The organism is Bradyrhizobium sp. CCBAU 051011, from assembly GCF_009930815.1.
Classification (GTDB): domain Bacteria; phylum Pseudomonadota; class Alphaproteobacteria; order Rhizobiales; family Xanthobacteraceae; genus Bradyrhizobium.
This window is the reverse complement of the sequence record NZ_CP022222.1, coordinates 7,999,427-8,025,449: the sequence shown is the minus strand read 5'-3', so window position 1 is coordinate 8,025,449 and position 26,023 is coordinate 7,999,427. Positions and strand designations below refer to the sequence as shown.

At 58.2% G+C, this 26,023-nt stretch carries 23 protein-coding genes and 2 pseudogenes; 13 read left to right on the top strand and 12 right to left on the bottom strand.

The genetic code is table 11. The features are described from left to right. The first annotated feature begins 52 nt into the window (after window positions 1–52). Genes sctQ through ACH79_RS37910 form a run of 5 tightly spaced genes read left to right on the top strand, consistent with a single transcriptional unit; the run spans window position 53 to window position 3,909 of the window. Complete coding sequence (gene sctQ, locus ACH79_RS37930; protein ID WP_161855434.1) at window positions 53–1,108, top strand: type III secretion system cytoplasmic ring protein SctQ; 1,056 nt, start codon at window positions 53–55, stop codon at window positions 1,106–1,108. Then, window positions 1,101–1,766: a type III secretion system export apparatus subunit SctR gene (gene sctR, locus ACH79_RS37925; protein ID WP_161855433.1), complete on the top strand. Its 666-nt coding sequence runs from the start codon at window positions 1,101–1,103 to the stop codon at window positions 1,764–1,766. The genes sctQ and sctR overlap by 8 nt, the downstream gene beginning before the upstream one ends. A 2-nt stretch (window positions 1,767–1,768) precedes the next feature. Continuing rightward, on the top strand, window positions 1,769–2,053 hold the full coding sequence (locus ACH79_RS37920) for an EscS/YscS/HrcS family type III secretion system export apparatus protein (protein WP_028350693.1): 285 nt from the start codon (window positions 1,769–1,771) through the stop codon (window positions 2,051–2,053). Then, window positions 2,054–2,875: a type III secretion system export apparatus subunit SctT gene (gene sctT, locus ACH79_RS37915; protein ID WP_161855432.1), complete on the top strand. Its 822-nt coding sequence runs from the start codon at window positions 2,054–2,056 to the stop codon at window positions 2,873–2,875. Then, a complete protein-coding gene (locus ACH79_RS37910; protein WP_161855431.1) occupies window positions 2,872–3,909 on the top strand; it encodes an EscU/YscU/HrcU family type III secretion system export apparatus switch protein in 1,038 nt (345 codons plus the stop codon). Before sctT ends, ACH79_RS37910 begins: the two co-directional genes overlap by 4 nt. Window positions 3,910–3,953: 44 nt before the next feature. On the opposite strand, the gene ACH79_RS37905 is transcribed toward ACH79_RS37910, so the two are convergent. The 4 genes from ACH79_RS37905 to ACH79_RS37890 form a co-directional block, all read right to left on the bottom strand. Then, on the bottom strand, window positions 3,954–4,619 hold the full coding sequence (locus tag ACH79_RS37905; protein WP_161855430.1) for a CpaD family pilus assembly lipoprotein: 666 nt from the start codon (window positions 4,617–4,619) through the stop codon (window positions 3,954–3,956). Window positions 4,620–4,629: 10 nt separating this feature from the next. Continuing rightward, window positions 4,630–6,045 carry a type II and III secretion system protein family protein gene (locus tag ACH79_RS37900; RefSeq protein WP_245320710.1) on the bottom strand — a complete coding sequence of 472 codons (1,416 nt, stop codon included), beginning with the start codon at window positions 6,043–6,045 and terminating at the stop codon, window positions 4,630–4,632. Window positions 6,046–6,118: 73 nt separating this feature from the next. Further along, window positions 6,119–6,808, bottom strand: coding sequence for a response regulator transcription factor (locus ACH79_RS37895; protein ID WP_057861906.1), 690 nt, complete (start codon window positions 6,806–6,808; stop codon window positions 6,119–6,121). A 1-nt stretch (window position 6,809) separates the two neighbouring features. Further along, window positions 6,810–7,211: a hypothetical protein gene (locus ACH79_RS37890; RefSeq protein ID WP_161855429.1), complete on the bottom strand. Its 402-nt coding sequence runs from the start codon at window positions 7,209–7,211 to the stop codon at window positions 6,810–6,812. 1,921 nt (window positions 7,212–9,132) lie between these two features. Between ACH79_RS37890 and ACH79_RS37885 the strand changes: the two are divergent. Further along, a pseudogene (locus ACH79_RS37885) lies at window positions 9,133–9,580 on the top strand (transposase); the annotation flags it as partial. 1,362 nt (window positions 9,581–10,942) lie between these two features. Here the strand turns inward: ACH79_RS37885 and ACH79_RS37880 are convergent. Further along, entirely contained in the window at window positions 10,943–11,911 is a 969-nt protein-coding gene (locus ACH79_RS37880) for an IS481 family transposase (RefSeq protein ID WP_161855422.1), read from the bottom strand. Window positions 11,912–12,069: 158 nt separating this feature from the next. Between ACH79_RS37880 and ACH79_RS37875 the strand changes: the two are divergent. Next, a pseudogene (locus ACH79_RS37875) lies at window positions 12,070–12,834 on the top strand (IS5 family transposase). On the opposite strand, the gene ACH79_RS37870 reads toward ACH79_RS37875, so the two are convergent. From ACH79_RS37870 to ACH79_RS37855, 5 genes are all read right to left on the bottom strand, one after another. Further along, entirely contained in the window at window positions 12,826–13,128 is a 303-nt protein-coding gene (locus ACH79_RS37870; protein ID WP_245320387.1) for a DUF3363 domain-containing protein, read from the bottom strand. The pseudogene ACH79_RS37875 and the gene ACH79_RS37870 overlap by 9 nt on opposite strands. Further along, window positions 13,079–13,228, bottom strand: a complete 150-nt coding sequence (locus tag ACH79_RS44500) for a hypothetical protein (protein ID WP_245320388.1) — start codon at window positions 13,226–13,228, stop codon at window positions 13,079–13,081. The genes ACH79_RS37870 and ACH79_RS44500 overlap by 50 nt, the downstream gene beginning before the upstream one ends. A gap of 148 nt (window positions 13,229–13,376) precedes the next feature. After that, window positions 13,377–15,611: a hypothetical protein gene (locus tag ACH79_RS43405; RefSeq protein WP_246738298.1), complete on the bottom strand. Its 2,235-nt coding sequence runs from the start codon at window positions 15,609–15,611 to the stop codon at window positions 13,377–13,379. 481 nt (window positions 15,612–16,092) lie between these two features. Further along, complete coding sequence (locus ACH79_RS37860; protein ID WP_057859056.1) at window positions 16,093–16,764, bottom strand: hypothetical protein; 672 nt, start codon at window positions 16,762–16,764, stop codon at window positions 16,093–16,095. A 61-nt stretch (window positions 16,765–16,825) separates the two neighbouring features. Then, window positions 16,826–17,575, bottom strand: coding sequence for a hypothetical protein (locus ACH79_RS37855; protein ID WP_057859058.1), 750 nt, complete (start codon window positions 17,573–17,575; stop codon window positions 16,826–16,828). Between the two features lie 758 nt (window positions 17,576–18,333). Between ACH79_RS37855 and ACH79_RS37850 the strand changes: the two genes are divergently transcribed. From ACH79_RS37850 to ACH79_RS37835, 4 genes are all read left to right on the top strand, one after another. After that, window positions 18,334–20,211 (top strand): hypothetical protein, encoded by a 1,878-nt coding sequence (locus ACH79_RS37850; RefSeq protein ID WP_161855428.1) that lies wholly within the window; start codon window positions 18,334–18,336, stop codon window positions 20,209–20,211. A gap of 317 nt (window positions 20,212–20,528) precedes the next feature. Next, entirely contained in the window at window positions 20,529–20,888 is a 360-nt protein-coding gene (locus ACH79_RS37845; protein ID WP_161855427.1) for a hypothetical protein, read from the top strand. A gap of 669 nt (window positions 20,889–21,557) precedes the next feature. Then, window positions 21,558–21,836, top strand: a complete 279-nt coding sequence (locus tag ACH79_RS37840) for a helix-turn-helix transcriptional regulator (RefSeq protein ID WP_084031034.1) — start codon at window positions 21,558–21,560, stop codon at window positions 21,834–21,836. After that, on the top strand, window positions 21,833–22,585 hold the full coding sequence (locus ACH79_RS37835) for a HipA domain-containing protein (protein WP_161855426.1): 753 nt from the start codon (window positions 21,833–21,835) through the stop codon (window positions 22,583–22,585). The genes ACH79_RS37840 and ACH79_RS37835 overlap by 4 nt, the downstream gene beginning before the upstream one ends. Here ACH79_RS37835 and ACH79_RS37830 read toward each other — a convergent pair. Together ACH79_RS37830 and gmd are read right to left on the bottom strand one after the other, a co-directional pair. Further along, entirely contained in the window at window positions 22,560–23,513 is a 954-nt protein-coding gene (locus ACH79_RS37830) for a GDP-L-fucose synthase (RefSeq protein WP_161855425.1), read from the bottom strand. The genes ACH79_RS37835 and ACH79_RS37830 overlap by 26 nt on opposite strands. After that, window positions 23,494–24,579, bottom strand: coding sequence for a GDP-mannose 4,6-dehydratase (gene gmd / locus ACH79_RS37825; protein ID WP_161855424.1), 1,086 nt, complete (start codon window positions 24,577–24,579; stop codon window positions 23,494–23,496). Before gmd ends, ACH79_RS37830 begins: the two co-directional genes overlap by 20 nt. Before the next feature lie 470 nt (window positions 24,580–25,049). On the opposite strand from gmd, the gene ACH79_RS37820 reads away from it, so the two are divergent. Both ACH79_RS37820 and ACH79_RS44875 read left to right on the top strand, forming a co-directional pair. Next, entirely contained in the window at window positions 25,050–25,706 is a 657-nt protein-coding gene (locus tag ACH79_RS37820; protein WP_057859050.1) for an FkbM family methyltransferase, read from the top strand. Between the two features lies 1 nt (window position 25,707). Further along, the gene (locus ACH79_RS44875; RefSeq protein ID WP_256380286.1) at window positions 25,708–25,839 is read left to right on the top strand and encodes a hypothetical protein; all 132 of its coding nucleotides are present in this window, start codon (window positions 25,708–25,710) and stop codon (window positions 25,837–25,839) included. The last annotated feature ends 184 nt before the right edge of the window (window positions 25,840–26,023 follow it).

Sequence of the window (26,023 nt, the reverse complement as noted above, 5' to 3'; positions counted from 1 at the left end):
TTCTTCTCTTATGCTAGGGAAAGCGCCTTGTCTTGTAGACGCGCCTGTGACCATGGCTACGGGTGAACAATCGGGATTTAAACCGGCGCTAATCCTGTCCCCTTCGGTCGTCTCCTGGCTCAACGAGATCGCTGCTGCCCGCAAGCCTCTGCAAAGCCGTCTAAGTGATAAGCCGCTATCCGTGCGGATGGAACGGCTTGTCTGGGGGCCGGAGCCGTGTGCGGTATCGATGCTCGACTGCGTTTGGGCCATTGGACATGAAACAATCGTCTTATCATTGGCCCGTCCGGTTGTAGAAGGGCTGATCGCGACGGTGCAAAGCGGGCTTGGCCTACCTGCCGAGCCCACTCGTTCGCTCCTCGTCGAATTTGCACTCGATCCGTTGCTCAATCAACTAGAGGGTCTGACGCAACAGAAGTTGCAGCTGATCTGTTTGAGCGAAGCGACGGCTCGAGGTCCTTATCTGGAGCTCGAAATCACCTTCGGCCCATTCAAGGGCAAAGCGCGCCTGTTTCTGTTCTCTTCTCTCGATGATTCAGTTCCACCTGCGTTTCGGGCGTTAGGCGGACTGCTCAGGCAGCTGCCGCGAGAGGATCGCCAGCTTCCCTCAGAATTGCCTGTCATCGTTAAGGGAGAGATCGGCTCGCTCCGTGCGACAGTCGCGTTGCTACGGAAAGTAAATGCAGGAGACGCTCTATTGCCGGACGTAATACCGATCGCCCGTGGCCAAGCCATCCTCAACACGGGAACCTTATGGGCTCCGGCCCAGGTTGCAGAGGATCGCTTGATCGTACGGGGGGCATTCCGCCTCCAACCACATCCCCTGGAGTGTGCACATATGATGACCCAATCCGAAAAACCCCGGCCGCCCTCTGAAGGTGATCTCGACAACATCGAGATTACTCTTGTTTTCGAATGCGGCCGCTGGACTGTCGCAATCGGAGCCTTGAGGGATATCAGCGAGGGACATGTGTTCGAACTTGGTCGGCCGCTCGACGGACCGGTTGATATCCTTGCTAACGGCCGCCGCATAGGCCGCGGGGACATCGTAAGCATCGGCGGGGAGCTCGGCGTCAGGTTGCGGGGCAGGTTGGCCGTCAATGACTGACATTCAACCGGGAATTCTTGGTCTTCTTGCGCTCACAGCCGGCCTTGGCCTGCTGGCGTTTCTAGTCGTAACAAGCACAGCGTTCATAAAAGTATCCGTCGTGCTCTTCCTCGTTCGCAACGCGCTCGGGACTCAATCTATCCCACCGAACCTCGTCCTATACGGGGCGGCGCTGATCCTGACAGTTTTCATTAGCGCGCCAGTGATTGAACAGACCTATAATCGCCTTTCTGCGCCACAACTCCGCTACCAAACGGTCGACGATTGGCTGAGCGCCGCAAAGGACGCGCAGGAGCCGCTGCGCGGGCATCTGAAGAAGTTCACCGCTGACGAGCAGCGCCGTTTCTTCTTGGCTTCAACCGAACAGGTCTGGCCCGAGGAAATGCGCGGCAACGTGAGCGCCGATGACCTGGTCATTCTGGTGCCATCTTTCCTAATTTCGGAACTCAAGCGTGGATTCGAAATTGGTTTTCTTCTCTATCTGCCCTTTATCACCATCGATCTGATTGTAACGACCATCTTGATGGCCATGGGTATGTCGATGGTTTCGCCAACGGTGATATCCGTGCCTTTTAAGCTGTTCCTATTCGTCTCAATCGACGGCTGGTCGCGGCTTATGCATGGGCTGGTGCTCAGCTACACAACGCCGGGAGGCTGAGCATGGATGAGGCGAGCATTCTCACTCATATGAGCCGGTCACTTGTGCTCTTCATGATCTGGGTTCTGCCTACGCTTATCGCGGCGGTCGTTGTCGGATTGGTCGTCGGCATCATCCAAGCGGCAACGCAGCTTCAGGATCAAACGTTGCCACTGACTGTGAAGCTTCTGGTCGTTGTCGCGGTGATCGCTTTGTTCTCTCCAGTGCTCAGTGCCGCGCTTATCAAGGAAGCCGAGCAGGTATTTACCGACTTTCCCGCACTCACAGCAAGTATTAGTCGACGTTAGATGAACGTCCCCTCACTCACCGAAACGCAAACTCTGATCCAGGAGGCGATCGAACTCGCGCTTGCAGCCGGGCTCGCGGCAGCCCGCGCCCTTGGCATTATGTTGGTCCTTCCCGTATTTACGCTGCCGCGCATTAGCGGGCTGATCCGCGGCTGCGTGACCTTTGCGATGGGACTGCCATGCCTGTTGCAGATCAGGCACGGCTTGCAGTCGTTGGATCAGGGCTCACGACTGATCAGTGTCACGCTGCTCGGTTTGAAGGAGATGTTCGTCGGCCTGCTCATCGGCTTTTTGCTCAGTATTCCGTTATGGAGCATCCAGGCAGTGGGTGAGATCATCGATACCCAACGGGGGATTACGAACCCTGTTGCTTCCGATGATCCAGCCACGCGTGGCCAGGCTTCGGCGACGGCGGTTTTACTCGGTACCACTGCGATTGCAATTTTCGTTCTAGCCGGGGGATTGGAGAATATGATTAGGGGCCTTTATGGCAGCTATTTGATCTGGCCCGTGTATCGACTGATGCCTAGCTTGACCGTGCAAGGCGCGATGGCATTTCTGGGGCTTCTCGGGCACATCATGTATACGGCGCTACTGGTCTCTGGCCCGGTGTTGGCATTCCTGCTGCTACTCGATGTGTCGGTCATGATACTCGGGCGGTTTGCGCCGCAACTCAAACTGAACGATGTCTCTCCCACCATGAAGAATCTGGCGTATGCGACAATCATGGTAAGTTACGCCACCTTCCTCGTCGAATATATGGGATCGGAAATCAGTCAGTCCAACACCGTGCTCGAGTTGTTCAAGAACCTCCTTAAATGAGTGGCTCGAGCGAAGAGAAGAAGCTCCCTCCCACTCCCAAGAAGCTAAAAGATGCGCGCAAGAAAGGGCAGACTCCGCGCAGCACCGATTTGGTCAGCGCAGTCAGTGTTTGCGCCGGTTTCGGCTGCCTCTGGTTAAGAGCGGGCCTCATTGAGACCAACTGGTATGAAACAGTACGGCTAGTCGACAAACTGCAGGAGCAGCCGTTCACAAGCGCGGTCCAGCAGGCGCTGGGCGGCCTGATCGAACTGTTTCTTGCGGCCGTTGGTCCATTTCTCGGGGCCGGTGTTGCCGCTGGTGTTCTAGCGGGGGTCCTGGCCAATGGTGGATTAAACGTCTCTTTCGAGTCCTTAAAGCCGAAATTCGAGAAATTGGACCCCATGAAGGGGCTCAAGCGGATTGCGTCTAAGCGGTCGCTCATTGAACTCTCGAAGTCGCTTCTTAAAGTGTGCGTTCTCGGCGCAAGCTTGCTGCTCCCGGTTATCGCAAGTTGGAAGGCGCTGGTATACTTGCCAACCTGCGGTATGGGGTGTCTCAGCTTCGTCTTCACTGAGATCAAATTGCTGACCGAAATTGCTGCCGGTGCTTTTTTGATCGCCGGATTGGCCGATCTTCTTATCCAGCGCTGGTTGTTTTTACAGGACATGCGCATGACGGAGACAGAGGCCAAGCGCGAGTCCAAGGAACAGCAGGGCAATCCGCAGGTCAAACGAGAACACCGTCGCCTTCGTCAGGAGACGGCGAACGAGCCTCCGCTTGGCGTGCATCGCGCGACACTGATAGTGACAGGACAAGCGATCTTGATTGGGCTTCGCTACATTCGTGGCGAGACCGGCGTACCGATCGTGGTTTGCCGTGGTGAGGGCGAACTTGCCTCACGACTGCTTGCTGAGGCGCAGTCGCTGCGCCTCAGCATTGTTCAGGACCCGGCCCTGGCGCGTCAGCTCATGCGGAATGCCATGCTGGGCAACGCCGTTCCTGGGAAGTGCTTTGAAGGGGTTGCGCGAGCACTCTATTCCGCCGGGCTGGTCTAGACATTGCGTTTGGCAGCAATGATTGCGACGCGATCCGGCGCGCACTATCGTGGCGACTGTATATCCCTCGTTGCCGTTGACCCGGTTTCTGGCGGGGACCTGTTGGCAATTCCATCTTCCAAGTCGCTCTTGTTGCGCCGTCCCATGGACCCATATGTGGCAACAGGAATGGCGGCACGATCGCCTTTTGTTGCCATGACAGCTCTATTGTCCAGCAGGTCGCCCGGATCGTTGACCATGATTCCCAGATTGTTGCGGATTGAGCAGCCTAGCGTCTGGTCGAACGAATTATCGTTAACCGAGGGACCAATGATCGAAAGAGACGGACAGACGGGAGGACGTGCTTCATAGACAATGGCCTCGATTTGCACCGCGAAGCCGACAGGCCGGTCGATGCGAGGGCCGAACAGGCGGACGTTGTAAGGCGCGACGCCCATTGCGCGGGCCTCGCTGGCTACCTGCGCGGCGAGCCGGGGCGAGCCGGTGATATCGAGATGGAGCGCATCAAACCGACCGCGGCTGGCGCCGGCAATGAAATCCCTCAGCCGATACCGCTCGAGGCCACGAAGGCTCTGCAGCACCAAGACACTGTTCTGCTGCTGCACCACGGTTGCTTGTTCAGCCGCCCCGGTATTGACCAGAGCAGTGCTTGTGCAGCCGCCTAGGCTCGCCATCAGAACGAACAGATGGGGCAGGGCTCGTAAAGTCATTCGGCGATCCTTATTCGATAATAAAGCCGGCACCGCCTGTCGCGCCTGGTACACTGGTGCGCGGAGCGTCGCGGCCTCGCGGCGGGCTCGCCAACGTGTTCGTCAATGTGCGCCCCAGATCTGAGGGCGGTCCGATGCGGTCGGCGGGCGCGCTCATCCGGTTCGGATTCGACGCTGGCCGGACAATGTAAGGCGTGACAATAATAACAAGCTCCGTCTCCTGCTTTTGAAAGGACGAAGAGCGAAACAGTGCACCGAGAATGGGAACGTCGCCTAACCAAGGAAAAGTACTGATATCCGTGCTGAAGTTACGCCTGATTAGCCCGCCTATTGCAAAGCTTTGTCCGCTCCCAAGCTCGATAACGGTCTCCGCACGCCTTGTAGAGAGGGCAGGCACGGCCATACCGTTCACCTTGACCTCGCCTTCTTTTGAAATCTCGCTGACCTCAGGTTTGACGCGGACATTGATTTGATTGTTGTTAAGAACGGTCGGGACGAAATCGAGGCTCACTCCGAAGTGACGAAATTGGATCGAAACCTGTCGGTTGTCCTGCATGACGGGAATTGGAAATTCGCCGCCCGCCAGGAAGCTCGCGGACTCACCGGACATTGCGGTGAGGTTCGGCTCAGCCAGCACTGAAGCGAGGTGCTCGCTGGCGAGCGCGTCGAGAACAGCGCCGACGTTGATACTACCGGCGCTGAAGCCGATACCTGCCTTGCCGCCTCCGCTAGCCGTGCCGGAACCAGCACCTTTGCCGCTGCTAAAGAAAAAAGTGCCATTCTGCCCCAAAGCGGAGAGGTTGATGCCGAGCTCCTTGATGGCGCTGCGTGAGACCTCCGCTACGCGAACGCTCAGATTGACCTGTAATGACCCCGCGACCTGAATTTTATTGACGACAAGCGCACCCGGACCGAGAAACTGCTCTGTGACCTTCACGGCAGTGGCAACGACATCGGCATTGGGAGCCGTGCCGTTAAGGATCGCGCCGCGGGGGGTATAGCTGACTTGGATCGGATAGTCGCCGACCTGGGCCTTCAGCATGGCACGCAGATCCTCGATCGGTTGCGTCACGACAACACGCAACTCGGCGAGAGCTTCCCCATTGTCGTTCAAAGCGAACAGGCTGGTCCGTCCGGACTTCTTGCCAAAGACGAAGATGGTCGTGTTCGATGGGGCCTGATAATCCGCGATCGTCGGGTCGGCAACAAAGATGCTCGCCGCCGGCCCGGGCAGATGAATTGTCTTGCCGAGCGAGGAGGAAAGGTCCACCGTCCCATTGATACTGCTAGAGGGCGCGCGCGGCGGCCTCCCTCCAGCGTCTCGCGTTGTCTGAGCTGCGGCAGTTGGTGGTGATAGCAAAGCGACCGCGCACAGGAGGTGGGAAAGAGAAGGACAAACGACAGACCAGATAGCGCTAGCGACGATCGAGCGTCGATCGCTGCCACCCTCATTATCAAGAGCGATCTTCAAGGTAGTCTTTGCTTTCAAGTTCGATCGACTAGGCGGCCGATGCCGCGCTATTCAATTCAAGGATATAGCCGACGCCGCGTGCGGTCGTGATCCGTAGCGTTGCACCAGACTGATTCAAATGACCGCGCAAGCGATAGATTGCGACTTCAAGCGCATTGGTAGAGACCTCGTTGTCAAACGCATAGAGGCTATCCTCCAGCGACGCGCGTGACACGGCGCGGCCTGCGCGGCTAAGCAGATGCTCAAGAATGCACACCTCGCGGCGTGCAATCTTGAGCGGCCGACCACCAACTGAAACTTGCCGGGCGATCGGATCGAATTTTAGATTACCAAACACAACGACGGGGGCTGTCATTTGCGTTGATCGCCTCAGAATGGCTCGCATCCGAGCGATGAGTTCATCAGTAGACACGGGCTTGGGCAGAAAATCGTCTGCACCACCATTGAAAATGGCGATCCGCCTACCGAGATCATTGCGGCTGCTCATCACCATGGCAGGCATAAAATGTCCGTCGCGTCTCAACCGCTTCAGCCAGTCCAGGCCGCTTCCATCCGGTAGAGCCAACTCGAGCAGGAGAATGTCGTACTTGGCGTAATCCAGAGCGGTCGCCGCCTCATCCAGAGTGCCCGCCACATCAACCGCAAAACCGCAATCCGAAAGCGCACCTTGCACAGCGCGCGCAAGGTGCTCATCATGATCAACCAGCAGCGTTCGCATTTCATTGCCTCTTCATGCCAAAACTACCACGCAGATCACCGTCGACCATGAAGTCGGGCGAAATTGAGTTCTCCAGCTTCAACGTAAACGTCGGGACACGGTACCTACCAAGAAGAGCAATGTTGCTGACGGCCAATCTCGCTCTGCTCATTGCCTGCCGATTAATTTCGGCCGTCTGCTGTGGATCGCATGCGTCCTTGACACTCGACGTGGTCTTGATGTCGGGAACCAGCCCAGAATCAGTCAAAGCATCAAGCGCTGTGGCAGGACCCTCGTGCATCTTTGCGCCAATCTCGGCAGTGCTTCTGGTCATTGGCTCGGCGAATGCATCGCCAGCACGCGCAATCGAAACCAAAGCAAAAGAGAGAATGGCTGGATTGGCATCCGAGCTGATAGGAGACATTTGGAAGCTTCCCATGTTGTCCTGACTCTGCGGTGAGCCTTGCTATGCCATCGACCTGTGAGGCCGTTTGGCCACGGCAAATGCAACCTTGAACGCGTAAAGACGTATCGTCCCCCCGCAGCGGGCCGATGTTCTAGATGCCGCTAGCGTGGACGAAACAGCCAATGCACCGCGGACTATGAAAAGATTGTCTTGTTGGTCGGTGACGTGCATCAGGAGCGGAAGAGACCCGGCATTCAGACAGATCTAACACGCCCGCTAGGCTCCGGCCCATCTGGCACACCGACGAATGACGGGTCCGTCCTCGCAGTGGCGTTATCGGGCATGTGGTTCGGGTGGTTCCGCCGTCTGCATTCCACCTCTCGCGACGAGCGGCGACACATGCCGAGCTTGGACTCAACTTTGTTTCCCGCGCGACAACGAGAACAAGGCAGCGAGGGCTGCTCTTGAGCTCCTCGTGCTGTTGCAGCCTCAACCTGGCTGGCGCGGGTACCCCGTCCGGCGCGTAGGCGACGTTGCCAACAGGCCTTCGGGTGGACTGATCGAGGAGCGTGATGGGGTTGGGCGTGGCCCTATGGGTTGGGGACATTCGCAATTCTTGCTACCTGTCAGGAGTTGTTGCGCGACGCATTGTCGCGACTGATGTACGAAACCCTACAATCTGACGCTACGTGCGATTCAAGTCCCTTCGAGAGCTCGTTGCATGGAATATTTTATAAATCTCAGGCTTGCTGACGCAGCCACGGGGAATTGAATAAAAAGCACCGCGCATCAAGCAGCAAAGCACCTTTGAAGGAACCAGAGGGCCTTCGCTGGCGCCGAGACTCTCCATTCGTGGTCATCTGGACGGAAAGCCGATGCCTGTCATGGCGGTTGAGACATTTCGCTTCTTGCTAATCTGTCAGCAAGTATTGTCGCCAGTGTCGGAAACACCACAATCTGACGCTGCGTACGATTGGGTCTTCCGAAATCTCGTTGCATGAAGATGAGCTGCAAATCCCCTGAGCGCGGTTCATACTCTCGTCCGACGTGTTGCCGTCTTATATCCGATGACGTCGTCCGTGCACCGACGCAAATTGATAAGCCATCGCGCGGATGAAAGTCATCACTTCACCCGAGATAAACAAGCGGCGCGACGTTTCCTGACAGATCACCATCATTGTGTCCGAGCTACGGGCTCAATCGGTGCCCGGCATAGTTCTTCATGGCTCGCAACTTGGTGCATTTTCAAAGCGCGTCGGTTACACGCTTGACGGTGCGCTCGTCATCGGTGGCAATTGTCGAGCTTCGTGGTGTGGCCTCTACGCCCGTTCGGGTGATTTAAGGATCCGGGCTGATTAGGGAGTTGCATGCCAGAGCCTGCCATGAAGGCGAGGCCGCTTCCCAAGACGAGCGGCCAAGGTGCAGCGGTCATCAAGTCATCACAAGGAGCTTCTGGCGAGGGCCGTTACGAACGATGGGCGCCACAACGAGCTAGAGTGATACGGAGAGGTCCATCGACACTGGTACAACCACGGCCAGCCCGCGCATCATAGTCGCGCGCGTCCCGGACAGAGATCGGCGGGGTCAGAGCGAAAAAGGCCGCGTTTGCGCCTAAGCCTCCAGTTGGCGCTTGCCGGGACCCGGAGATGCAGCCCACCTAGTTGCTCAATTCGCGCTCGAGCGAGGGGGCAGGGCACGAGCTGAAACCGAGACTGATGCCATCACGGCAAAGCGATCCGAGACGATCGACAATGTTTCGGTGATAGATCCCCCGCAATTTACCCACCAGATCAGAGGATCCGGTGAGGTCGCGTGGCAGGCAGCAGCCGCGCGCGGGGGATCTGTGCGATCTCGTAGAAGCCGGATGGAACGAGCCGCTGCCGCGCCCGAGCACCGGGCGAGATTCAAGACCCGATGCTCTTAGACTAGACGATCGCGCTATGCGACTGAGAAGGAGATCTGCGGCCGCAGCGCGGAGCAGCGTCGCCTCGTGCGGCAGCAGAAGAGCCGACCACTGCCTTCGAGGCCTGGCTGCGGGCCAAGCTGGCTCTCATCACCCAGAAGATCAACCTCGCCGAAGCCATCCGCTAGGCCCTCTAGCGCTGGCAAAGCTTAACGCTCTTCATCGATGACGGCCGGATCGACGACAACAATACCGTCGAACGATCAATCCGTGGCATCAAACCCAATCGCAAGACGCGATCTTTGCCGGACACAACGGCGGAGCCGAACACTGGCTGTCGTCGTGTCCCTGGTCAAGACTTGCAAGCTCAACGGCTCCGCTCGCCTATCTGACCGACGTCCTGACAAGGCTCGTCAACGGGTATCCAAACCGCGGCATCGAGCAGCTACCTGGGCCTACCTCGCTCAAGCCCCCAAAGCCGTAGCCTGAGAACGACGCTTACCAGGCTCTCGCCGAGCTCAGCGTTTAGTTTTGGGCCTCTCCTAATTGGTCCAATGCTGTCTCGAGGCGAGCTATTCGGCGAGGACCGTATCAGAGCTCCACAGGATAGTTCTCGACTAACTGCTGCGTGTTCCTCGACGGCGCCGATCAGACCGATGCTTGAATGACTCTCGAACCTGATGCGCCGAGCCGAGCTGGATATGCCAAAACTGTGATCACACGGTGGCGGGCTCGGCGAACGGCTCGTTTTACTCATTCGTCGATTGGCGACTGGCGGGCTAGACGATCCACTTCCAACTGTGGGGGTCCATCATCTCGTCGAAGCTCCCCTGGAGAGAACTGCTCTAGCAGGCTGTTGAAGAAGTCGGTGGCGAAGCACTTTGGATCGTGATTCTCTAGGATCAGGATTGATCTAGGGGATGCGATGCGGGGAAGTGACGAACGGTTAGGCTCGCTTTTCAGTTATGTGGACCTGGAGGCTCGGGTTGCCGGTCTTACTCAGATGTCCGTCGATCGCAATATGCGGGGTTACCAATCTATCTCTCAGATCGAGCACAAAACTGCGTGACGTCATAGGCCTTAAGGACCTCCTTGCTTGGCAGGAGGTTGCTCCTGGCAAGCGTACCCATCAGCTCGTCCGGGGACTGCTGGCCTTCGCTAGACACATTGGGAGGGGGACTACGGCGTGGCCATCCGTCGGGCAGCGCATTATCGGCCTGACGCGCCTCGTGCAATTGCTGCTCAAAGGCCTCTTGCCCGGGTCGGTCTCCTTGATGTTCTTGCGGCACAGCGTGTTGCACCTGGGGCCGCGCTGTTAAATTCGATGGGTCAAAATTTTGCGGGTCCACGCTAGCCTCACGTCCAAAAACACCTGAGCAGGTCTTCTAATCGGGCAAGCTTTCGAGAACGTGACGTGGCCACGGTCCCGTGGCCGGGAGGGCATTCGCGCCGGCCAATCTCGGAAAAGGCGGCCGGAACCATAGTCTCCTCCAATATCCGAGCCTTTTCGTCCTTAGAGATCCAACGACGGTGTCCTGTTTCCGTGACCACTTCCAGTCGGTGCCGTCGCGTCCGACTTAAGCATAATAGTCAAGAATAAATGCAAGGCGGTCCCTTCAAAGGAAATCGCGAACCTCGCCTATCGCATGCGCCACGAGAGGGTAGGAGCAAAACGACGTTTACGGATCACCTGATGCTGGGTGATTTTGCCGGGACATGGGTTGGAGATCTGGACATGTTCTGACCTGCGAGCACAATCACGATCCGCTCGCGCATCGCAAGTCGCGCGGGTCCCACCGCAGAGGTCTGCGGGTCAGAGCGAAAGGCCGCGTTTGTCGCTAAGGCTCTAGCTGTGGAGCCTCAACAGGTTGTTCCTGGTCAGAGCGAGTCTGCTGATCGGCGGCATCGAACCGATACTGCCATGCGGCCGGTGCCAATTGTAGCGGTGAAGCCATTTGGGCAGCTCGGCGGCTCGTTCTTTTGAGGTGTTGTACGCGCGGGCATAGGCCCACTCGCGCAGGCTGGTCTGAATGAAGCGCTCGGCCTTGCCGTTGGTCTTCGGCGTATATGGCTTGGTGCGGATGTGCTTGAGGCCGAGCCGCTTGCAGACTTTGCGGAAGGCAACGGATTTGTAGCAAGATCCGTTGTCGGTCATCACCCGCTCGACCTTGACGCCCAGGCTTGCGTAGTAGGCGATTGCGGCCCTGAGGAAGGCGACGGCGCAGCCCTGTCGCTCGCTCTTCATGACCTTGCTAAAGGCGATCCGGGAAGCATCATCGATACAGACGTGGACATATTCCCAGCCCGGCCCTTCGCCGCGGGCACGCTGGCTGCTCTGACCGGTGCGATCGCCGGTAATGCGATGGCCTACCCGGTTGAACTTGCCGAGCTTTTTGATGTCGAGGTGGATCAGCTCACCGGGATGTTCACGTTCATAGCGCCGCACCGGTTCGGCCGGTTCCAAGTTGCGCAATCGGTTCAACCCCAATCGTCGCAGGATGCGACTGACCGTCGCCGGAGAGATGCCGACCTCGGCCGCGATCTGCTTGCCGACGTAACGTTGACGGCGCAGCGCCTCGACTAAAGCGCATGTGGCAGGCAGGGTCTGGCTTGGCAATGAATGGGGGCGTGAGGAGCGATCACGCAACCCATCAACACCTCCCGCGCGGAAGCGCTTGACCCATTTGGCGACCGTCTTCGCTGTGACGTTGAACTGGAGCGCGGCTGCGGCCTTCGTCAGCCCGCCCTCGATCACGCTCCGTACCATCGCCTCTCGACCTTTCGGCGTCAGAGGCGCATTCTTATGGGTGTCCATTCGGTTCTCCGGGGATTGGCTAAAGCTTCGACAACTTCAGCTTCCTCGTTCAGGACCGGATGGACAACCTCCTGAGAGCTCACATCTAGGTCGTGTGGACTCTTGGGATTCTCAAATCGGCGGGAACGTGATTCAAGGCTTTCCTTTAGGAGGAAACCTTGGGTGCCATGGACCGACTCGTTCTGAGCGATGCGCAACGGCGTCGTATCTCCGGCTTGATCATCGGTCGGCCGGACCAGCGCGGTTCGACGGGCCGCGACAACCGCATGTTTTGTCGAAGGCGCTCTATGGATCGTGCGGACCGGTTCGCCGTGGCGTGATCTGCCTGAAGCATTCGGCGAATGGAACAGCGTATTCCGGCGCTTCAGCCGGTGGAGCGCCAAAGGGGTCTGGCTGCGCATGTTTGAAGTGTTGGCAGATGATGCGGACTTTGAATACCTGATCGTTGACTCCACCATCGTTCGCGCACACCAGCACGCCAGCGGCGCAAAAGGGGGGGGCTCAAAATCAGGCCATCGGGCGTTCGCGCGGCGGCCTGACGACAAAAATCCATATGGCCGTCCGCGGCTTGGGCTGCCCGGTCCGTTTCTTCCTAACGGCAGGCCAGGCCGGCGATGCGCCTCAGGCCCAGCCGCTCATCGAGGGGGCTCCCAGCCGACGTCGTCATGAGCGAAGCGGCCTACGATTCCGATGCGTTGCGATCCGCCATCGCTGCAAAAGGCGCTCAAGCCGTCATTCCGAACAACCCCTCGCGGGCAATCAAATATCCGCTCAACAAACCACTCTACGCCGAGCGCCACCTGATCGAATGCTGCTTCTCAAAACTGAAGCGGTTCAGGCGCGTCGCAACGCGCTACGAAAAGACAGCCCGAAACTACTTCGCCGTCGTCACTATCGCTGCAGCTCTGCTCTGGTTAAGGTAATTGTCCACACGGCCTAGTCGACGCTGACTGGCCGGCGATGCCGCTCACCTGGTTGCTCAATTCGCGCTGGAGCGATGAGGACCAGGGCACGATCTGAAACCGAGACCAATGGTCGATCATGCCAAAGCGCAGCGAGGCGAGCGACAGCCTATCGGCGATAGATCCCCGCAGTCTACTCACCTGCATCAGCGGGTAATGCTCAAGCCCCATTTCCTCTGCGAGGCCTCTTCCGATGGTGTCGAGCTCACGGTGCAGGCTCTCGATCAGGTTGCGGCCAAAGCTTGACCTTGTCACCTTGACGGTAGGCAAGCCCCAGGTCTGCCAGCACATCGATCAACCGCTCCAGTGCCGCGCGGACCTCGGCACCAAGCAAGTTGAATTTCGCGTTTGCCATTTCCATTATCCAAACGCTCATGCATCATTGCGCAGGGCGTTTCCCGTCGGTGCCCTGGTCCGAGCAAGCCTATGCCACTTGCTCGCCGGTAAGACTTCTCCCGGTGCGCCGCCCCGCTGCCCCCCGAGGGTGAAGCCTAATCGCGTCTTCAACCAGCTTCAGGATAAATACGAACGCGTGAGCTGCCGTCCGTTTCCAGCAACTCGGCCCTGTAAGGCACGCCGCGAATGTTGATATACGTCGGACGCCCGGCTTGCGGCATGAGGTGCTCCCCCTCTAGTGCACGGACAAGGTAAGGCGGAAGCCAACGTTCCCTGTGCTGCCATCCCCCGCGGATAAGAAACCCAAGATCCGCTATGGGCTGACGCGATGGCCCAGCTTCATGCATCGGCCTGGCGCGAGGATGATGGATGAGACGAACGTCCGTGCGCCCTCCCGGCCCAAGAGTGGCCGAATAATGCTCACCGTTTATCGCGAACTGGCTTGGGCCGAAATGGTTCGGCATGAGATTGATGTTACTCAGTACATCGATCAGGACGTCCGAGGCCGATTGAGAGCCGTGGTGCCAGCCTTCGCCGACGATAGAGCCGATATCCAGTAGCTCCTGAGGGGCCCCTGATGGTCCAACGAACGACGGCTGTCTGGCGAGGTCAGGCGCCGGCACAGAGTGAGCGTCGTCGCGCAATTCATACGGTGTGGGCGGATTCAAATTAAGCAGCGGCCCAAGATCGCCGTAGACGTCTGCCGACGGACGCCTCGCAGATGACGGTGAAGCGGGTTCTTGCATCTGCTCTCTAAACCAATTCCAAGCGCCCGCGCTCGGGGTGGCTGGCGTTGCCGGAAGCTCCTGAAGCGAGTGCAGCTGCGGGCCGCGGTGCGGTGTGAACGAGGATGACGCGGGCTCTTGCATTTGCTCCCTAAACCAGTCCCAAGCTCCCGCGCTCGGAGTGGTTGGCGTTGCCGGAAGCTCCTGAAGCGAGCTCGGCTGCGGATCATGGTGCGGCGTGAATGAGGACGACGCGGGGTCTTGCATCTGATGCCTAAACCAATCCCAAGCTCCCTCGCTCGGCGTAGCTGGCGTTGCGGGAAGCTCCTGCGGTGATCCGGGCTGCCGAGCGCCTTCCCCGGCGAGCGGAGGCGCGCTCTCAGGAGGAGCCAGCCCCAGCGCTCTGTTCGCCTCGAGGACTTGCTGGTAACGCCGAAGCCTGAGCAAATCGGCGTCAATTTTGGAGTCCCCGGTTTGATTCCTATACTCCTTAACATCTTGGGCCAGCCCATCGTCGTTCAGTCGGCCAGCCATGGCGCCTTTTTCCCGCGTTTTCAGCCAATCACTCAGCCTGTAAAGACGGCGCGCCCGTCTATCAACCGTCTCCGGCTCAACCCTGGCTGTCACCTTTTCTGCCTCGGCCAGCATGTCGATGAGGGTCGCGTCTGTGGCATAAGGAGCCAGGCGGCGGATATCGGCGGACAAGGCGCTTCCGGCGCCGACGTGGCGGAGTTTTTTCAAGGCTGCGTTGGTGCGCCTCCTCGTAAGCGTAGAATCCTTCTTGGAATCCCTCGCGTAGGCCTCCACATCGGCATCCAACCCAGCTTCTAACTCCGGGTTGCCAATACGGTCTGCGATTGATGGCCTCCCGTTCTCGCTAAGCCAGGCGCTGAAATTTCGCAGATCGGCTATCGCATTTCTGATAGTGCCGTCGCCCACTGCTTTGCCGGTGCCGATGTCCCGCGTGAGCTTGGCTCTGCTTTTGAAGTCCTCAAACAGCTCCTCGTCCTCCTTAGGGACCCCGCGTGTTCGGCCGGGCTGCTTGGCGTAATCTACGCGAAACTTCGTTGAAAGGACCTCCTCCTGGGCCGTGGAACCGGACGGCTGTTCGCTGCGACTCGCCCCAAGCGCCTTTCCGACACCTGACTTGATACGCGACCACAGTCCGCGACTCTTACTGTTCTTCGTCTGAATTGCAGGCTGCTCCTCAGATCGCAAAGTGTAATGCGCACTGCTGAACAGCTCATCCCGAAAATTGGACTGCGACGGTAATTGAGCCGAATCTCGAAAGTGAGTTCGGGGGATTTCTACGCTGTGGCGCGTGCTGCTGAACGAGTTGTCCATCAGCGGGGAGTGTGGCGGCATCCTCATCGAACCGCCGAGGTCAGTGCGCCGGATTCCTCCACCGCCCTTTTTGGGACTTTCATCAGGAGAACTTGACGTAGCGGAGCTCTCGCCAGGCGAACTGAGTTGCAACTCGCCCATCTGCTGCTCAAAGCTAGCTTGCTCGCTCGTATCGCCCGATTGCTGCCCCGCGCGCGACTGCTGATAGTACGCTTGCGCGAAGCCTTCCACATCAAAATCAAACAGGTCAAAATTGTTGTTAGTCCGCTCCATGGCACCTCACTCTCATACAAAAGCTCGCATCTGGCGCACGGCAGGCTGATTGAGTGGAAGCGGTGGAGCCTTCGGATTTCAACTGTCGAAGCTGAAGCAACTGACAGATCGACAATCATTTGCCGCGGACCGAGACCGTCGCCACGCTCCTCCGATTTCCGAGATTAAGCAATCGGGTGTTCATTTCCCTTATGACGGATGACACCGCCGTCTAGATATCGACGTTCTCATGCTAGGAGAGTTACCTGTTGAGAAGCTGACGAATCTCAGAAGATCACAATGAGCCAATGGCGACTGCGTTGATTCTCAGAAAGCTGCCGTGTACTCGCTAGCTATTTTTGGCCCAAGCCACGCACGAGGCCTTTTCGATACGAAGCGGGCAAACGGCCTTGCCGACTGCTCGGACATTATGTCTGCGAGCGATACGACCAAACTTGAAGAACACTTATATCGCGCGAATTCTTCACATGCGGAATCCGACTCAAGACGACGGCTGTAGCATCGCCATTGATTCGAGATCGCGGAACATGACGTAGTTGCGCCAGATCCACTGATGCAACTCGCTGGAGGAATCCTTCTCGTTGCGCAGATATCCTGTGAATGAAAAGCTCAGTCGGTCGACGTAGGTCTTTAGAAATACTGGCAGCGCCGAAAAGCGGAGTACACGCGCGCCATCCATGACTTCAGGTAACTCGCCGCGCAGCATGAATTCATTGTGGATGGTGATCAGCGCTCCGGACGGAATCCGCCGCCTCAGCATCTCATAGCTGCGCAAGGAGATGCGGTCGGTACCGGCCACGAATAGGACGACGGGGGCAACATGGCAGCGGAGCGCCTCCCTGATGAATCCGATCTCCTCGCACATCTTGAAGAATTCATCAAAGGCATGGAAGCCGAGATCGATTACCTTGGCCACCCGGTCGTGCAGGATAAGCCGGTCCATCAGCTGCATCTTGCCGTATGTGTCGATCACATCCGCCGTCTCAGTGATGTTAGGCAGGTAATCGACCAGTGACGGCTCCTTCAGGTTGATGTCGAACGAGAGCGCAGTGCCGTTCTTCAGCAGTAAGAACTCGCTCATGAGGCGAGAGACGAGGGTCTTACCGACCTGCGGGCTAGGCGAGCAGATGATGTAAACGGGCGTAGCTAACATTGGCATTACTATTAAGCGAACTTCATACGCGGCTTAGCCCGTTCAATCGACGAACGATCGACTATTTTTCACCGCCGCGTGTTACTGACTTGGCGCCGGCCAAGTCGGTCAAGTTAATGCGATCATATTCGCGCCAGACATTCGCGAGCCAGTGCCGAACATAGCCGCGCAGAACGAAGGAGTGGTTCGCGGCCTCGTCGTTCCGATTCTTGTTGGCTACAAAGTTGACGAACGGGACGGAAGCAACTTCGACCTGCTCATAGGCCATCTCGTTGAGCTTAGGGATCGTCAGCTCGGTCGCGTTCTTGATTTGCTGGAAATAGGAGTTGTAGGTCGACTGGTCCCACTGGAAGAATTGAGTGTCGTTGATGAAGTTCTTGACCAGAAAGTACTTTGCACCACTCATGAAACCAGCAGTCTCGGCGATCTCGTCCAGAGAAGCGATGGAGGATCCCAAGATATGGAATACGGCAAAGGTGATCTGGCCGGACCGAGCGGCATCCAAAAAACCGATGTCGCGCAAGGATGCCAGTGCCGGGGACAGCAAGCCTGCGCGGGCGTCGATCACGGTGACAGATAGCCCTGAGTTCAGTGTGTCGAAGATCTTCATCTGATCCGCAGTCGTGGTCATGTCGACGATCTCGGTGATCTCGGGGTGGAAGCGCTTCAACGTTCCTCGCGGGGACTCGGTATCGAATGCGCGTGTCTGCACGTTATTGGTATTGAAATAGTCCAGAAGCGTTCGGGATACGGTCGTCTTGCCAACCCCACCCTTGTCCGCACCCACCACAATCACGACTGGCTTTGTCACGTAATTCTCCTCAAGCACTTGCTACGTCCGACCGCGACGTGTGCGATCGGCAAATGTCTGCTTTGGATGCGAACATGGCAGAAACAAGGGATACTGGAATCTTTGACGAGTCACCAACGTGATCGGTGGGGATTTGTTAACGCCAGGCAATCAGTGACGCTGGAGTACGGACGACAAGTTGCTGTGAGCGGTGTTCCACGTCAGGTTTGTGAACAGGTCGTCCGCGGAAAAGCCCGACTGGGACAATGAGATCACCGCGACCACCATCCAGCAGTACGTCCCCACTGTATAGATAAGCATCAAATAGCTTGAAACTCACGTAGCGTCAGGTTGTAGTCTTGGAGATGACCAAGGCTCACCGCGCAGGCGACTATGCTCATTTGAGAAATCAATTCGAGCGGCATGGCTTGCGAAGTCGACCTTCTCGCTTGCGGATGATGACCGATTCAGCTTGTGCCAGGATGGGAAGCGCTTTCGCCGGTTATTGGAATGACACTGAAAGAGAGCAAAGTCGCAATGTGGCTTGGGAGCGTCGGATAGTTACGATGCTGAATGCTTCCTAATGTAAGTTGCAATTGCGCAGGTCGCACACCGCCAGCGCAGCGATCAACTTATCAGAAGCTCGGGAACAGACGCTTCCACTGCAAAGGACAATCTTTGTCCGGCCGGTGTTCCGGCCCGGAGAAAGCGCCGCTGCGACGGTGTAGCAGCGCAGAGCACCCCTGGTGTGATCTCGTAATGACGTTGTGTACGGTCTGATGAAACTTAGTGAAGCGCTAAGCGAGATTGGTCGAACTCGCCACATCGGTGAATTCTCAGCTGTAGTGCTGAAGCACGACAAGCAGCTGCGGATGGTGGACCACGCAACCTTTCTGCAAAAGGCCGCCGCGGATTTCAAATTTCGATTTGTGGCATGCTTCGAAGAAGACATCCGCGCCGGGAAATCGATGGGGTACGCTACGACATGCAACGCGGTGAGCCGGCAGGCCGGAGGTCAGGCAGGTATCCAAGCTTGCGAGCGCATAGCTGCATGTATGTCTCGGCTTGATTACGCTCTGATTAAGGAAGTCGGGCTCAGAGCCCTTTCGTTGTTCGCATCATCATTCGGTCGACACTCAAGGGTGGCGGAATGCCGTAGTGCAACGATCAGAATCGCCGAATGTTGTCACGATGAAAGCCGAGCGCTTCAGGAGTTGAACAGCCAAAGTCTAGGATTGCTGGTGAACGGTTTCAGCAAGTGGCCGGAAGAGGCGGCCTCTCGCCAAGCCGCGAGCGCGATCGCGGGCGAGGTGTTTCGCCGTGCAAATCGCCATGCCCGGCTCTCTGAGTTTACCTCGCTGGGACTGGCGAACCTGGTCAACGGTTTCAGCAAGTGGCCAAAAGAAGCTGCCTCTCGCAAAGCCATATTCGCGATTGCGGGTGAGGTCATTCGCCGCGGTGACCGGCTGTCTCATTTCAATCAGCAGGACTTGGCGAAACTGGTGAACGGTTTCAGCAAGTGGCGCGAAGCGGCTGTCTGTCGCCAAGCCACAGTGGCAATTGCGGGTGAGGTCCTTCGCCGAGGCGACCAGCTCTCTCATTTTAATCAGCAGGACCTGGCAAACCTGGTGAACGGCTTCAGTAAATGGCCGGAGGAGGCCTCTCGGCAAGCCACAGTCGCCATCGCGGGTGAGGTCCTTCGCCGTCCCGGCCGGTTCTCTGATTATACTCATCAGGGACTGGCGAACCTGGTGAACGGTTTCAGCAAGTGGCCAGGTGAGGCGGCCTCTCGCCAGGGCACAGTTGCGATCGCGGGCGAGGTCCTTCGCCGAGCCGCCCGGCTCTCTGACTTAACTCAGCAGGGACTGGCGAATTTGGTGAACGGCTTCAGCAAGTGGCGCGATGAGGCGGCCTGTCGCCAAGCCACAGTCGCGATCGCGGGGGAGGTCCTTCACCGTGCACCCCAGCTCTCTCACTTTACTCACCCTCACTTGGCGAACCTGGTAAACGGTTTCAGCAAATGGCCGGAGGAGGTGGACTCTCGCCAAGCCACAGTCGCTATCGCGAGCGAGGTCCTTCGCCGTGTCACCCAGCTCTCTGACTATACCCAGCAGGATCTGGCGAATTTGGTGAACAGTTTCAGCAAGTGGCCGAAACAGACGCCCTGTCGCCAAGCCGCAGTCGCGATAGCGGGTGAGGTCCTTCGCCGCGCGGCCCGGCTCTCTGGGCTTACCCAGCAGGACCTGGCGAACCTGGCGAACGGTTTCAGCAAGTGGCCGGAACAGGCGACCTGTTGCCGAGCCACAGTCGCTATCGCGAGCGAGGTCCTTCGCCGTGCCGCCCAGCTCTCTGATTATACCCAGCAGGACCTGGCGAATTTGGTGAACAGTTTCAGCAAGTGGCCGAAAGAGGCGCCCTGTCGCCAAGCCACAGTCGCAATCGCGGGTGAGGTCCTTCGCGCCGTCCGGCTCTCTGAGTTTACCCAGCAGGGACTGGCCAACCTGGTGAACGGTTTCAGTACATGGCCTGAAGAGGCGGTGTGCCACCGTGCGATATTGGACATCGCTAGAGAGCTAGAAGGCCAATATTTCAATCACGATTCCTACAAAGAATCGCAGCAAGGAAGCAGAGATACGCTGGATCAAGCGAGTGCCTAGGAACTCCAGCAGCGCCTGCGAAAGATCAGCAACGAGGTTGCACACTGCCAAGGACATCCGCCCACTGGGGAGCCGAAAGGGTATTGCACGTAGCGCAAGCACACCCTTTCGGCGCGAGCTGCCGAGCCCAGGATGCCCGAGATCACCACGTCGCCTACTGCATGCTGCGTAACAAGCGCCCGGTTTGCGCGAAAGTATTTTGCGTGCCGCGCGTCAAGGGGTAGGGGCGCTGGCTTTTGGATTTGTGGAGGCGTCGCAAGCGAAAGTTTGGCGCGACGACTACTATCAGATAATCAAGTCCGATGAGTGCGTGCCCATTGGGGCATTCGGTAAACGCCAATATCGCCGTTCTCAACGGTATGATGGTTAATGAGAACGCCGAAGAAGCTATGCGTCGAGTACTCGATGGTTTCAAGTTCTTCGGCTATTCGATCGCGCATTATGCGGTGTACGGCGAACACCGTCCGGGGCGCACGAATTTGTGGCGGCACTTCCAAATGATCAAAGACGAGATGAAGCAGACGCCAGGCTCAGGCAGCATCGGGCAACCTAGGAGCCTTCGCGAGCATCTTATGAGGTATGCTGATGTCGGTATCGACCAGATGATCTTTATCCCGCAGTGCGGAATGAATAAGCACGAGCATATCTGTGAGGCACTCGAGCTTTTCGCCAAATGAGGTCATGCCTGCTCTGAAAGAACGGGAAAACGAGCGCGCCCGACGTAAAGAAGAGGAGCTGGCTCCCTACGTAGAGGCGGCACTTGCCCGCAGGCTATCGATGCCTGAGCCGAGCGAGGCGGACATCCCGAATGTCGAGGCGATAATCGTGCTCGAGCGTTTTAAAGGACTACGCCGCGGCGGGAGGCACCTTCGCGGACCCGACCCGCGGAGGCGCCATTCCGATGGCTTCACGCGAGTCCTTCGCCAAGTCGACCAATGTCGACGGATACCACCACGATGGGATCTGCCCGAATGGGCGGGTAGGTTAGTGGCCGGCAGCCATCGAGGAAATCGGCCCTCGCTCACAGTCCGAAAAAGCTTGTGTGCTGGCCGCACCGCGCCGCTGTGGTGGGCTGATTGCCGCGGAACTGCGATCAGGATCAGCGCGCGCGAAGCGCGATCACTCCCATGATCGTGGCGGCCGTCTCAAGTTAGCGCCGAACAGACTTGATAAGATTTCCCGACCGGTAAATTTGACTGTCCCGCAGCCAGTTCTGAGTAGATCTTTTCCCGGTCGGGAAATTTTGTCCGCCGGAACCCAATCCTTACCGGGGTTTTCCCGGTCGGTAAATTCAGGCTTCCTGCACGCCCTGCCGGGGCTAATATTCCCGCTCGGGAAAGATGATCATGACCATCACGACCACCTCAGAACTCGGCCAGACGATCCGGAACCGGCGGACCTCCTTAGGTCTCCGGCAGCAGGACCTCGCCTTGGCAGCGAACGTCGGCGTCCGGTTTATCGTCGACATCGAGAATGGCAAGGAGACAAGCCAGGTCGGTCTGGTCCTCCGCCTGCTGCAGGCGCTCGGCATCCGGCTGACGGCGGAAATGAGCCCTGTGCCGGCGGCTCGCTCGGCCAGCGAGGAATCCGAAACCTTCGACCCTGATAACTTCACGCCTTCATGACGACCAAGCCGAAAGCGGGCGGCGCCGGCGAGACCCTGGAAGTCCGGTGCGGCGACAAGCTCGTCGGGCTGCTGCGCCGGCGCTCGGACCAAATCCAGGACATCGAGTTCGTCTACGATGAAGCGTGGGTGAAAGGATCCTCGGGCGTTCGCCGTCTCGACCCGCATGCCGCTCACTCAGCGCTGGTGAAGCGCTACGACCGCGAGCCTCACGGGCGCAGCCTCCGCAGAATCCATCAGGAGGATTTCTGTCAGGCCACGGGGCACATCCCATCGACCAAATACGAATCCAATCTGGCGACCAAGCTGCGTGGGCCTCCCCTGAAAGACTGCTTTGACGTCCTGCGGAACACGCAGGCAGGCGCCTTCAACGCCGCCCGCTTCGTCGATTTCTTAGTCTTCAACGTTCTCTGCGGAAACGTCGATGCGCATTCGAAGAACTATTCGCTGCTGCTGCAGCCGAGCGGCGCCGCCTCCATGGCGCCGCTCTACGACGTCATGAACGGCGACATTTATCCGGACGTCACGCGAAACCTGGCGATGAAGATCGCCGGCAAGAACCGCGGTCACGACATCTACGCCCGACATTGGCATCGGATGGCGGAGGAAAACCACCTTTCCGGCGCGCAGGTGAGGTGGCGCGTCGGCGAATTGTCTCAGGCTGTCCTCGATGCGCTGCCGTCCGTCGTCGAAGAGTTGAACGCGCGCCTCGCGCGGGGCGGGCTCAAGCGTTTAGGGCGTGCTCGCTGAGGAACGCCTGATAGGCAAGCCGGATGCCGTCTTCGAGCCGCGTCGTGGCACGCCAACCGAGCTTGACCAACCGGCTGACGTCGAGCAGCTTGCGCGGGGTGCCGTCGGGGCGCGGGGTGTCAAAACTGATCTCGCCGGCGTAGCCGACGGTTGCCGCGACCACGCGTGCGAATTCGGCGATCATGATGTCCTCGCCGGTGCCAATATTGACCAGTTCGTGATCCGAATAGGTCTTCATCAGATGAATGCAGGCATCCGCGAGGTCGTCGACATAGAGGAATTCGCGCCGCGGCGTGCCGGTCCCCCACACCACGACCTCCTTGGCGCCGGACTGCTTCGCTTCGTGGAAGCGGCGGATCAGCGCGGCGGCGACATGGCTGTATTCGGGATGATAATTGTCGCCACAGCCGTAGAGATTGGCCGGCATGACATTGATAAAATCGGCGCCATACTGGCTGCGATAGGCCTCCACCATCTTGATGCCGGCGATCTTCGCAATTGCATAAGGCTCGTTAGTCGGCTCCAGCGGGCCGATCAGCATAAAATCTTCGCGTAGGGGCTGCGGCGCGAGCTTGGGGTATATGCAGGACGAGCCCAGGAACATCAGCTTCTCGGCGCCATGGACGTGCGCGGCGTGGATCACGTTCGCAGCGATCGCCAGGTTGTCGTAGAGGAATTCGGCGCGCAGCGTGTTGTTGGCAACGATGCCGCCGACCTTGGCGGCAGCGAGAAACACCACCTGCGGACGGTTGTCGGCGAACCATTGGTTGACCGCCGCCTGGTCGCGCAGGTCGAGCTCATTGCGGCTCATTGTCAGCAGTTCGACGTCTTCATGCGCCAGCCGGCGCACCAATGCGGAACCGACCATGCCGCGATGGCCGGCGACGTAGATCGTCTTGCCCTTCAGCTCAAACGGAATGCTTGCCATTGGCTACCTCCCGCCGCGCATCCTTTAGGTCGCCTGCGACCATTTCCTTGACCATCTGGGCAAAGGATATCTTGGGCTTCCAGCCCAGGTTCTCCCGCGCCTTGCTGGGATCTCCGATCAGAAGGTCGACTTCAGTGGGCCGGAAATAGGTCGGATCGATGCGGACCAAGGTCTTGCCGGACTTCACATCGACGCCGGCCTCCTCGACGCCTTTGCCGCGCCATTCGATACGGCGGCCGACCTCGGCGAACGCCAGTTCGACGAATTCGCGCACCGAACGGGTCTCGCCGGTCGCCAGCACGAAATCGTCGGGGGCATCGGCCTGCAATATCCGGTGCATGCCCTCGACATAGTCGCGCGCATGGCCCCAGTCGCGCTTGGCGTCGAGGTTGCCGAGATAGAGCGTGTCTTCCAGGCCGACCTCAATGCGGGCGACGCTACGGGTGATCTTGCGGGTGACAAAGGTCTCGCCGCGGATCGGGCTCTCATGGTTGAACAGGATGCCGTTCGAGGCAAACATGCCGTAGGCCTCGCGGTAATTCACCGTGATCCAGTAGCCGTAAAGTTTGGCGACGCCGTAAGGCGAGCGCGGGTAGAACGGCGTGGTCTCCTTCTGCGGCACTTCCTGGACCAGGCCGTAGAGCTCCGAAGTCGAGGCCTGATAGAACCGCGTCTCCTTCTCCATACCGAGAATGCGGATTGCTTCCAGGAGCCGCAGCACGCCGATGGCGTCGGCGTTGGCGGTGTATTCCGGGCTTTCGAAGCTGACGCCGACATGGCTCTGGGCGGCGAGGTTGTAGATCTCGGTCGGCCTGATCTGCTGCATCAGCCGGATCAGGTTGGTCGAGTCGGTCATGTCGCCGTAATGCAGCAGGAACGGCACGTTGCGCGAATGCGGATCCTGATAGAGGTGATCGATGCGCGCGGTGTTGAACGAGGACGAGCGCCGCTTCACGCCGTGCACGGTGTAGCCAAGGCCGAGCAGATATTCGGCAAGATAGGCGCCATCCTGCCCGGTGACGCCGGTGATCAGCGCCACGCGCCGCTTTGAGTCCAGGGCCGTCATTCTCTCTCCGGTTACGCGTAAGGGAGGGCCGTCTTTTGCGAAGCCTAACTGAAAGTCGATTCAAATTAGGCAGTAGGTCGCAGAGTCAGCATCGACCTGGCATTCAATGCTGGAGCCTACCTTTTGCCTTATGCTGTGGTGCGATTGCGACGAGCTACTTTGATTTCGGCAGCAATGACATGGTACGACGCGCCTGTTGAAGAGCCCGCGATGCGCCGGCGACCGCATTTCAAAAGGCACGAGTTGATCGAGTGGCGCGCATAATCCATCCGCTTATCGTTACGCCGGCACATGCACTATATATACATTGATATACATTGCGCAGGAGGGGCGTGCGTGTAATCGAGAATTCAAAGACAAAGTTCAACGGACCTCAGCGAGCCCCTGAGTAGGCAGCTGCCGAGCGCTCCAAAAGTTCTCGACAGGACTGCCGCTTCGGCAGGGCCTCCTCTAAGAGAGTGCATATTTCCATGGAACCCACATCTTCCTTAACAGTACATCAGCAGATTGTTGGTCTTCTTCAAAAGCCGGATCCCGTTATCTTGGACATCGGCTGCAACGACGGAACCGATACGCGAAAGTTTCTCGAGCTCTGCCCGCAGGCTCAGCTCTACTGCTTTGAGCCAGATCCCCGAGCGGCTGCTCGCTTCAAGAAAAACATGGATCGGTACCTCGACAAAGTGAAGCTATTTGAGATCGCGGTCTCCGACCGAAATGGCAGGATCGATTTCCATCCAAGCAATGGAAATGGAGATGCGAAGGACTGGGATCTCTCTGGCTCGATACGCCGGCCCAAGAATCATCTCGTGGAATATGAATGGGTTCGGTTTGATCATCCCATCTCAGTTGAAACTCGACGCTTGGATGACTGGTGCAGTGAGGCGAAACTAAAACGCATCGATTTCATTTGGATGGACGTGCAGGGAGCCGAGTCCGATGTGATCGCTGGCGGCAGGCATAGCTTGAGCAACACGCGCTTCATCTACACTGAATACAGCGACCAGGAGCTCTATGAAGGGCAGAAGTCCCTGCAAGCAATTCTTGACTTGCTACCATCGTTCGAAGTCGTGACGCAGTATCCCCATGGAGCCGAGGGTGATGTCTTGCTTAGGAACACGAGCCTGTAGAATGAGCTTTGAGCGCGTGTACAAGGCCGCCGAAGACATGGTCGGCCACGGCCAATATGGGCGAACGCTGATCGTACTTACTTGCAGTTCGGTCGGCGAGCAGGATCACGACGAAGAGGATGAACAGAACTGATCGAGAGATGGACGCCACGGTTCCGGCTCCTCAACTGCCTGCGATCAGCTCTTCGATAAGAACTGGAAAGCTCCCTTGAATGGATACCAGAACGTGATGCTGTCCTTCGATATGCGGACAGCCATATTTTTCTCCCGCCCAGTTCTAGACAAACTGAAAATAGGTGTCGGGTGTCGGTGAACCG

Excerpts from the sequence above, each read along its gene's own strand:
- ACH79_RS43405 (WP_246738298.1), bottom strand. The coding sequence starts at position 15,611 with ATGGAGCGGACTAACAACAATTTTGACCTGTTTGATTTTGATGTGGAA.
- ACH79_RS37880 (WP_161855422.1), bottom strand. The coding sequence starts at position 11,911 with ATGGACACCCATAAGAATGCGCCTCTGACGCCGAAAGGTCGAGAGGCG.
- gmd (WP_161855424.1), bottom strand. The coding sequence starts at position 24,579 with ATGACGGCCCTGGACTCAAAGCGGCGCGTGGCGCTGATCACCGGCGTC.
- ACH79_RS44875 (WP_256380286.1), top strand. The coding sequence starts at position 25,708 with ATGAGCTTTGAGCGCGTGTACAAGGCCGCCGAAGACATGGTCGGCCAC.
- ACH79_RS37830 (WP_161855425.1), bottom strand. The coding sequence starts at position 23,513 with ATGGCAAGCATTCCGTTTGAGCTGAAGGGCAAGACGATCTACGTCGCC.
- ACH79_RS37910 (WP_161855431.1), top strand. The coding sequence starts at position 2,872 with ATGAGTGGCTCGAGCGAAGAGAAGAAGCTCCCTCCCACTCCCAAGAAG.
- ACH79_RS37820 (WP_057859050.1), top strand. The coding sequence starts at position 25,050 with ATGGAACCCACATCTTCCTTAACAGTACATCAGCAGATTGTTGGTCTT.
- ACH79_RS37905 (WP_161855430.1), bottom strand. The coding sequence starts at position 4,619 with ATGACTTTACGAGCCCTGCCCCATCTGTTCGTTCTGATGGCGAGCCTA.
- ACH79_RS37895 (WP_057861906.1), bottom strand. The coding sequence starts at position 6,808 with ATGCGAACGCTGCTGGTTGATCATGATGAGCACCTTGCGCGCGCTGTG.
- ACH79_RS44500 (WP_245320388.1), bottom strand. The coding sequence starts at position 13,228 with ATGGCAAACGCGAAATTCAACTTGCTTGGTGCCGAGGTCCGCGCGGCA.
- sctT (WP_161855432.1), top strand. The coding sequence starts at position 2,054 with ATGAACGTCCCCTCACTCACCGAAACGCAAACTCTGATCCAGGAGGCG.
- ACH79_RS37835 (WP_161855426.1), top strand. The coding sequence starts at position 21,833 with ATGACGACCAAGCCGAAAGCGGGCGGCGCCGGCGAGACCCTGGAAGTC.
- ACH79_RS37860 (WP_057859056.1), bottom strand. The coding sequence starts at position 16,764 with ATGTTAGCTACGCCCGTTTACATCATCTGCTCGCCTAGCCCGCAGGTC.
- ACH79_RS37840 (WP_084031034.1), top strand. The coding sequence starts at position 21,558 with ATGACCATCACGACCACCTCAGAACTCGGCCAGACGATCCGGAACCGG.
- sctR (WP_161855433.1), top strand. The coding sequence starts at position 1,101 with ATGACTGACATTCAACCGGGAATTCTTGGTCTTCTTGCGCTCACAGCC.
- ACH79_RS37890 (WP_161855429.1), bottom strand. The coding sequence starts at position 7,211 with ATGTCTCCTATCAGCTCGGATGCCAATCCAGCCATTCTCTCTTTTGCT.
- ACH79_RS37850 (WP_161855428.1), top strand. The coding sequence starts at position 18,334 with ATGAAACTTAGTGAAGCGCTAAGCGAGATTGGTCGAACTCGCCACATC.
- sctQ (WP_161855434.1), top strand. The coding sequence starts at position 53 with ATGGCTACGGGTGAACAATCGGGATTTAAACCGGCGCTAATCCTGTCC.
- ACH79_RS37920 (WP_028350693.1), top strand. The coding sequence starts at position 1,769 with ATGGATGAGGCGAGCATTCTCACTCATATGAGCCGGTCACTTGTGCTC.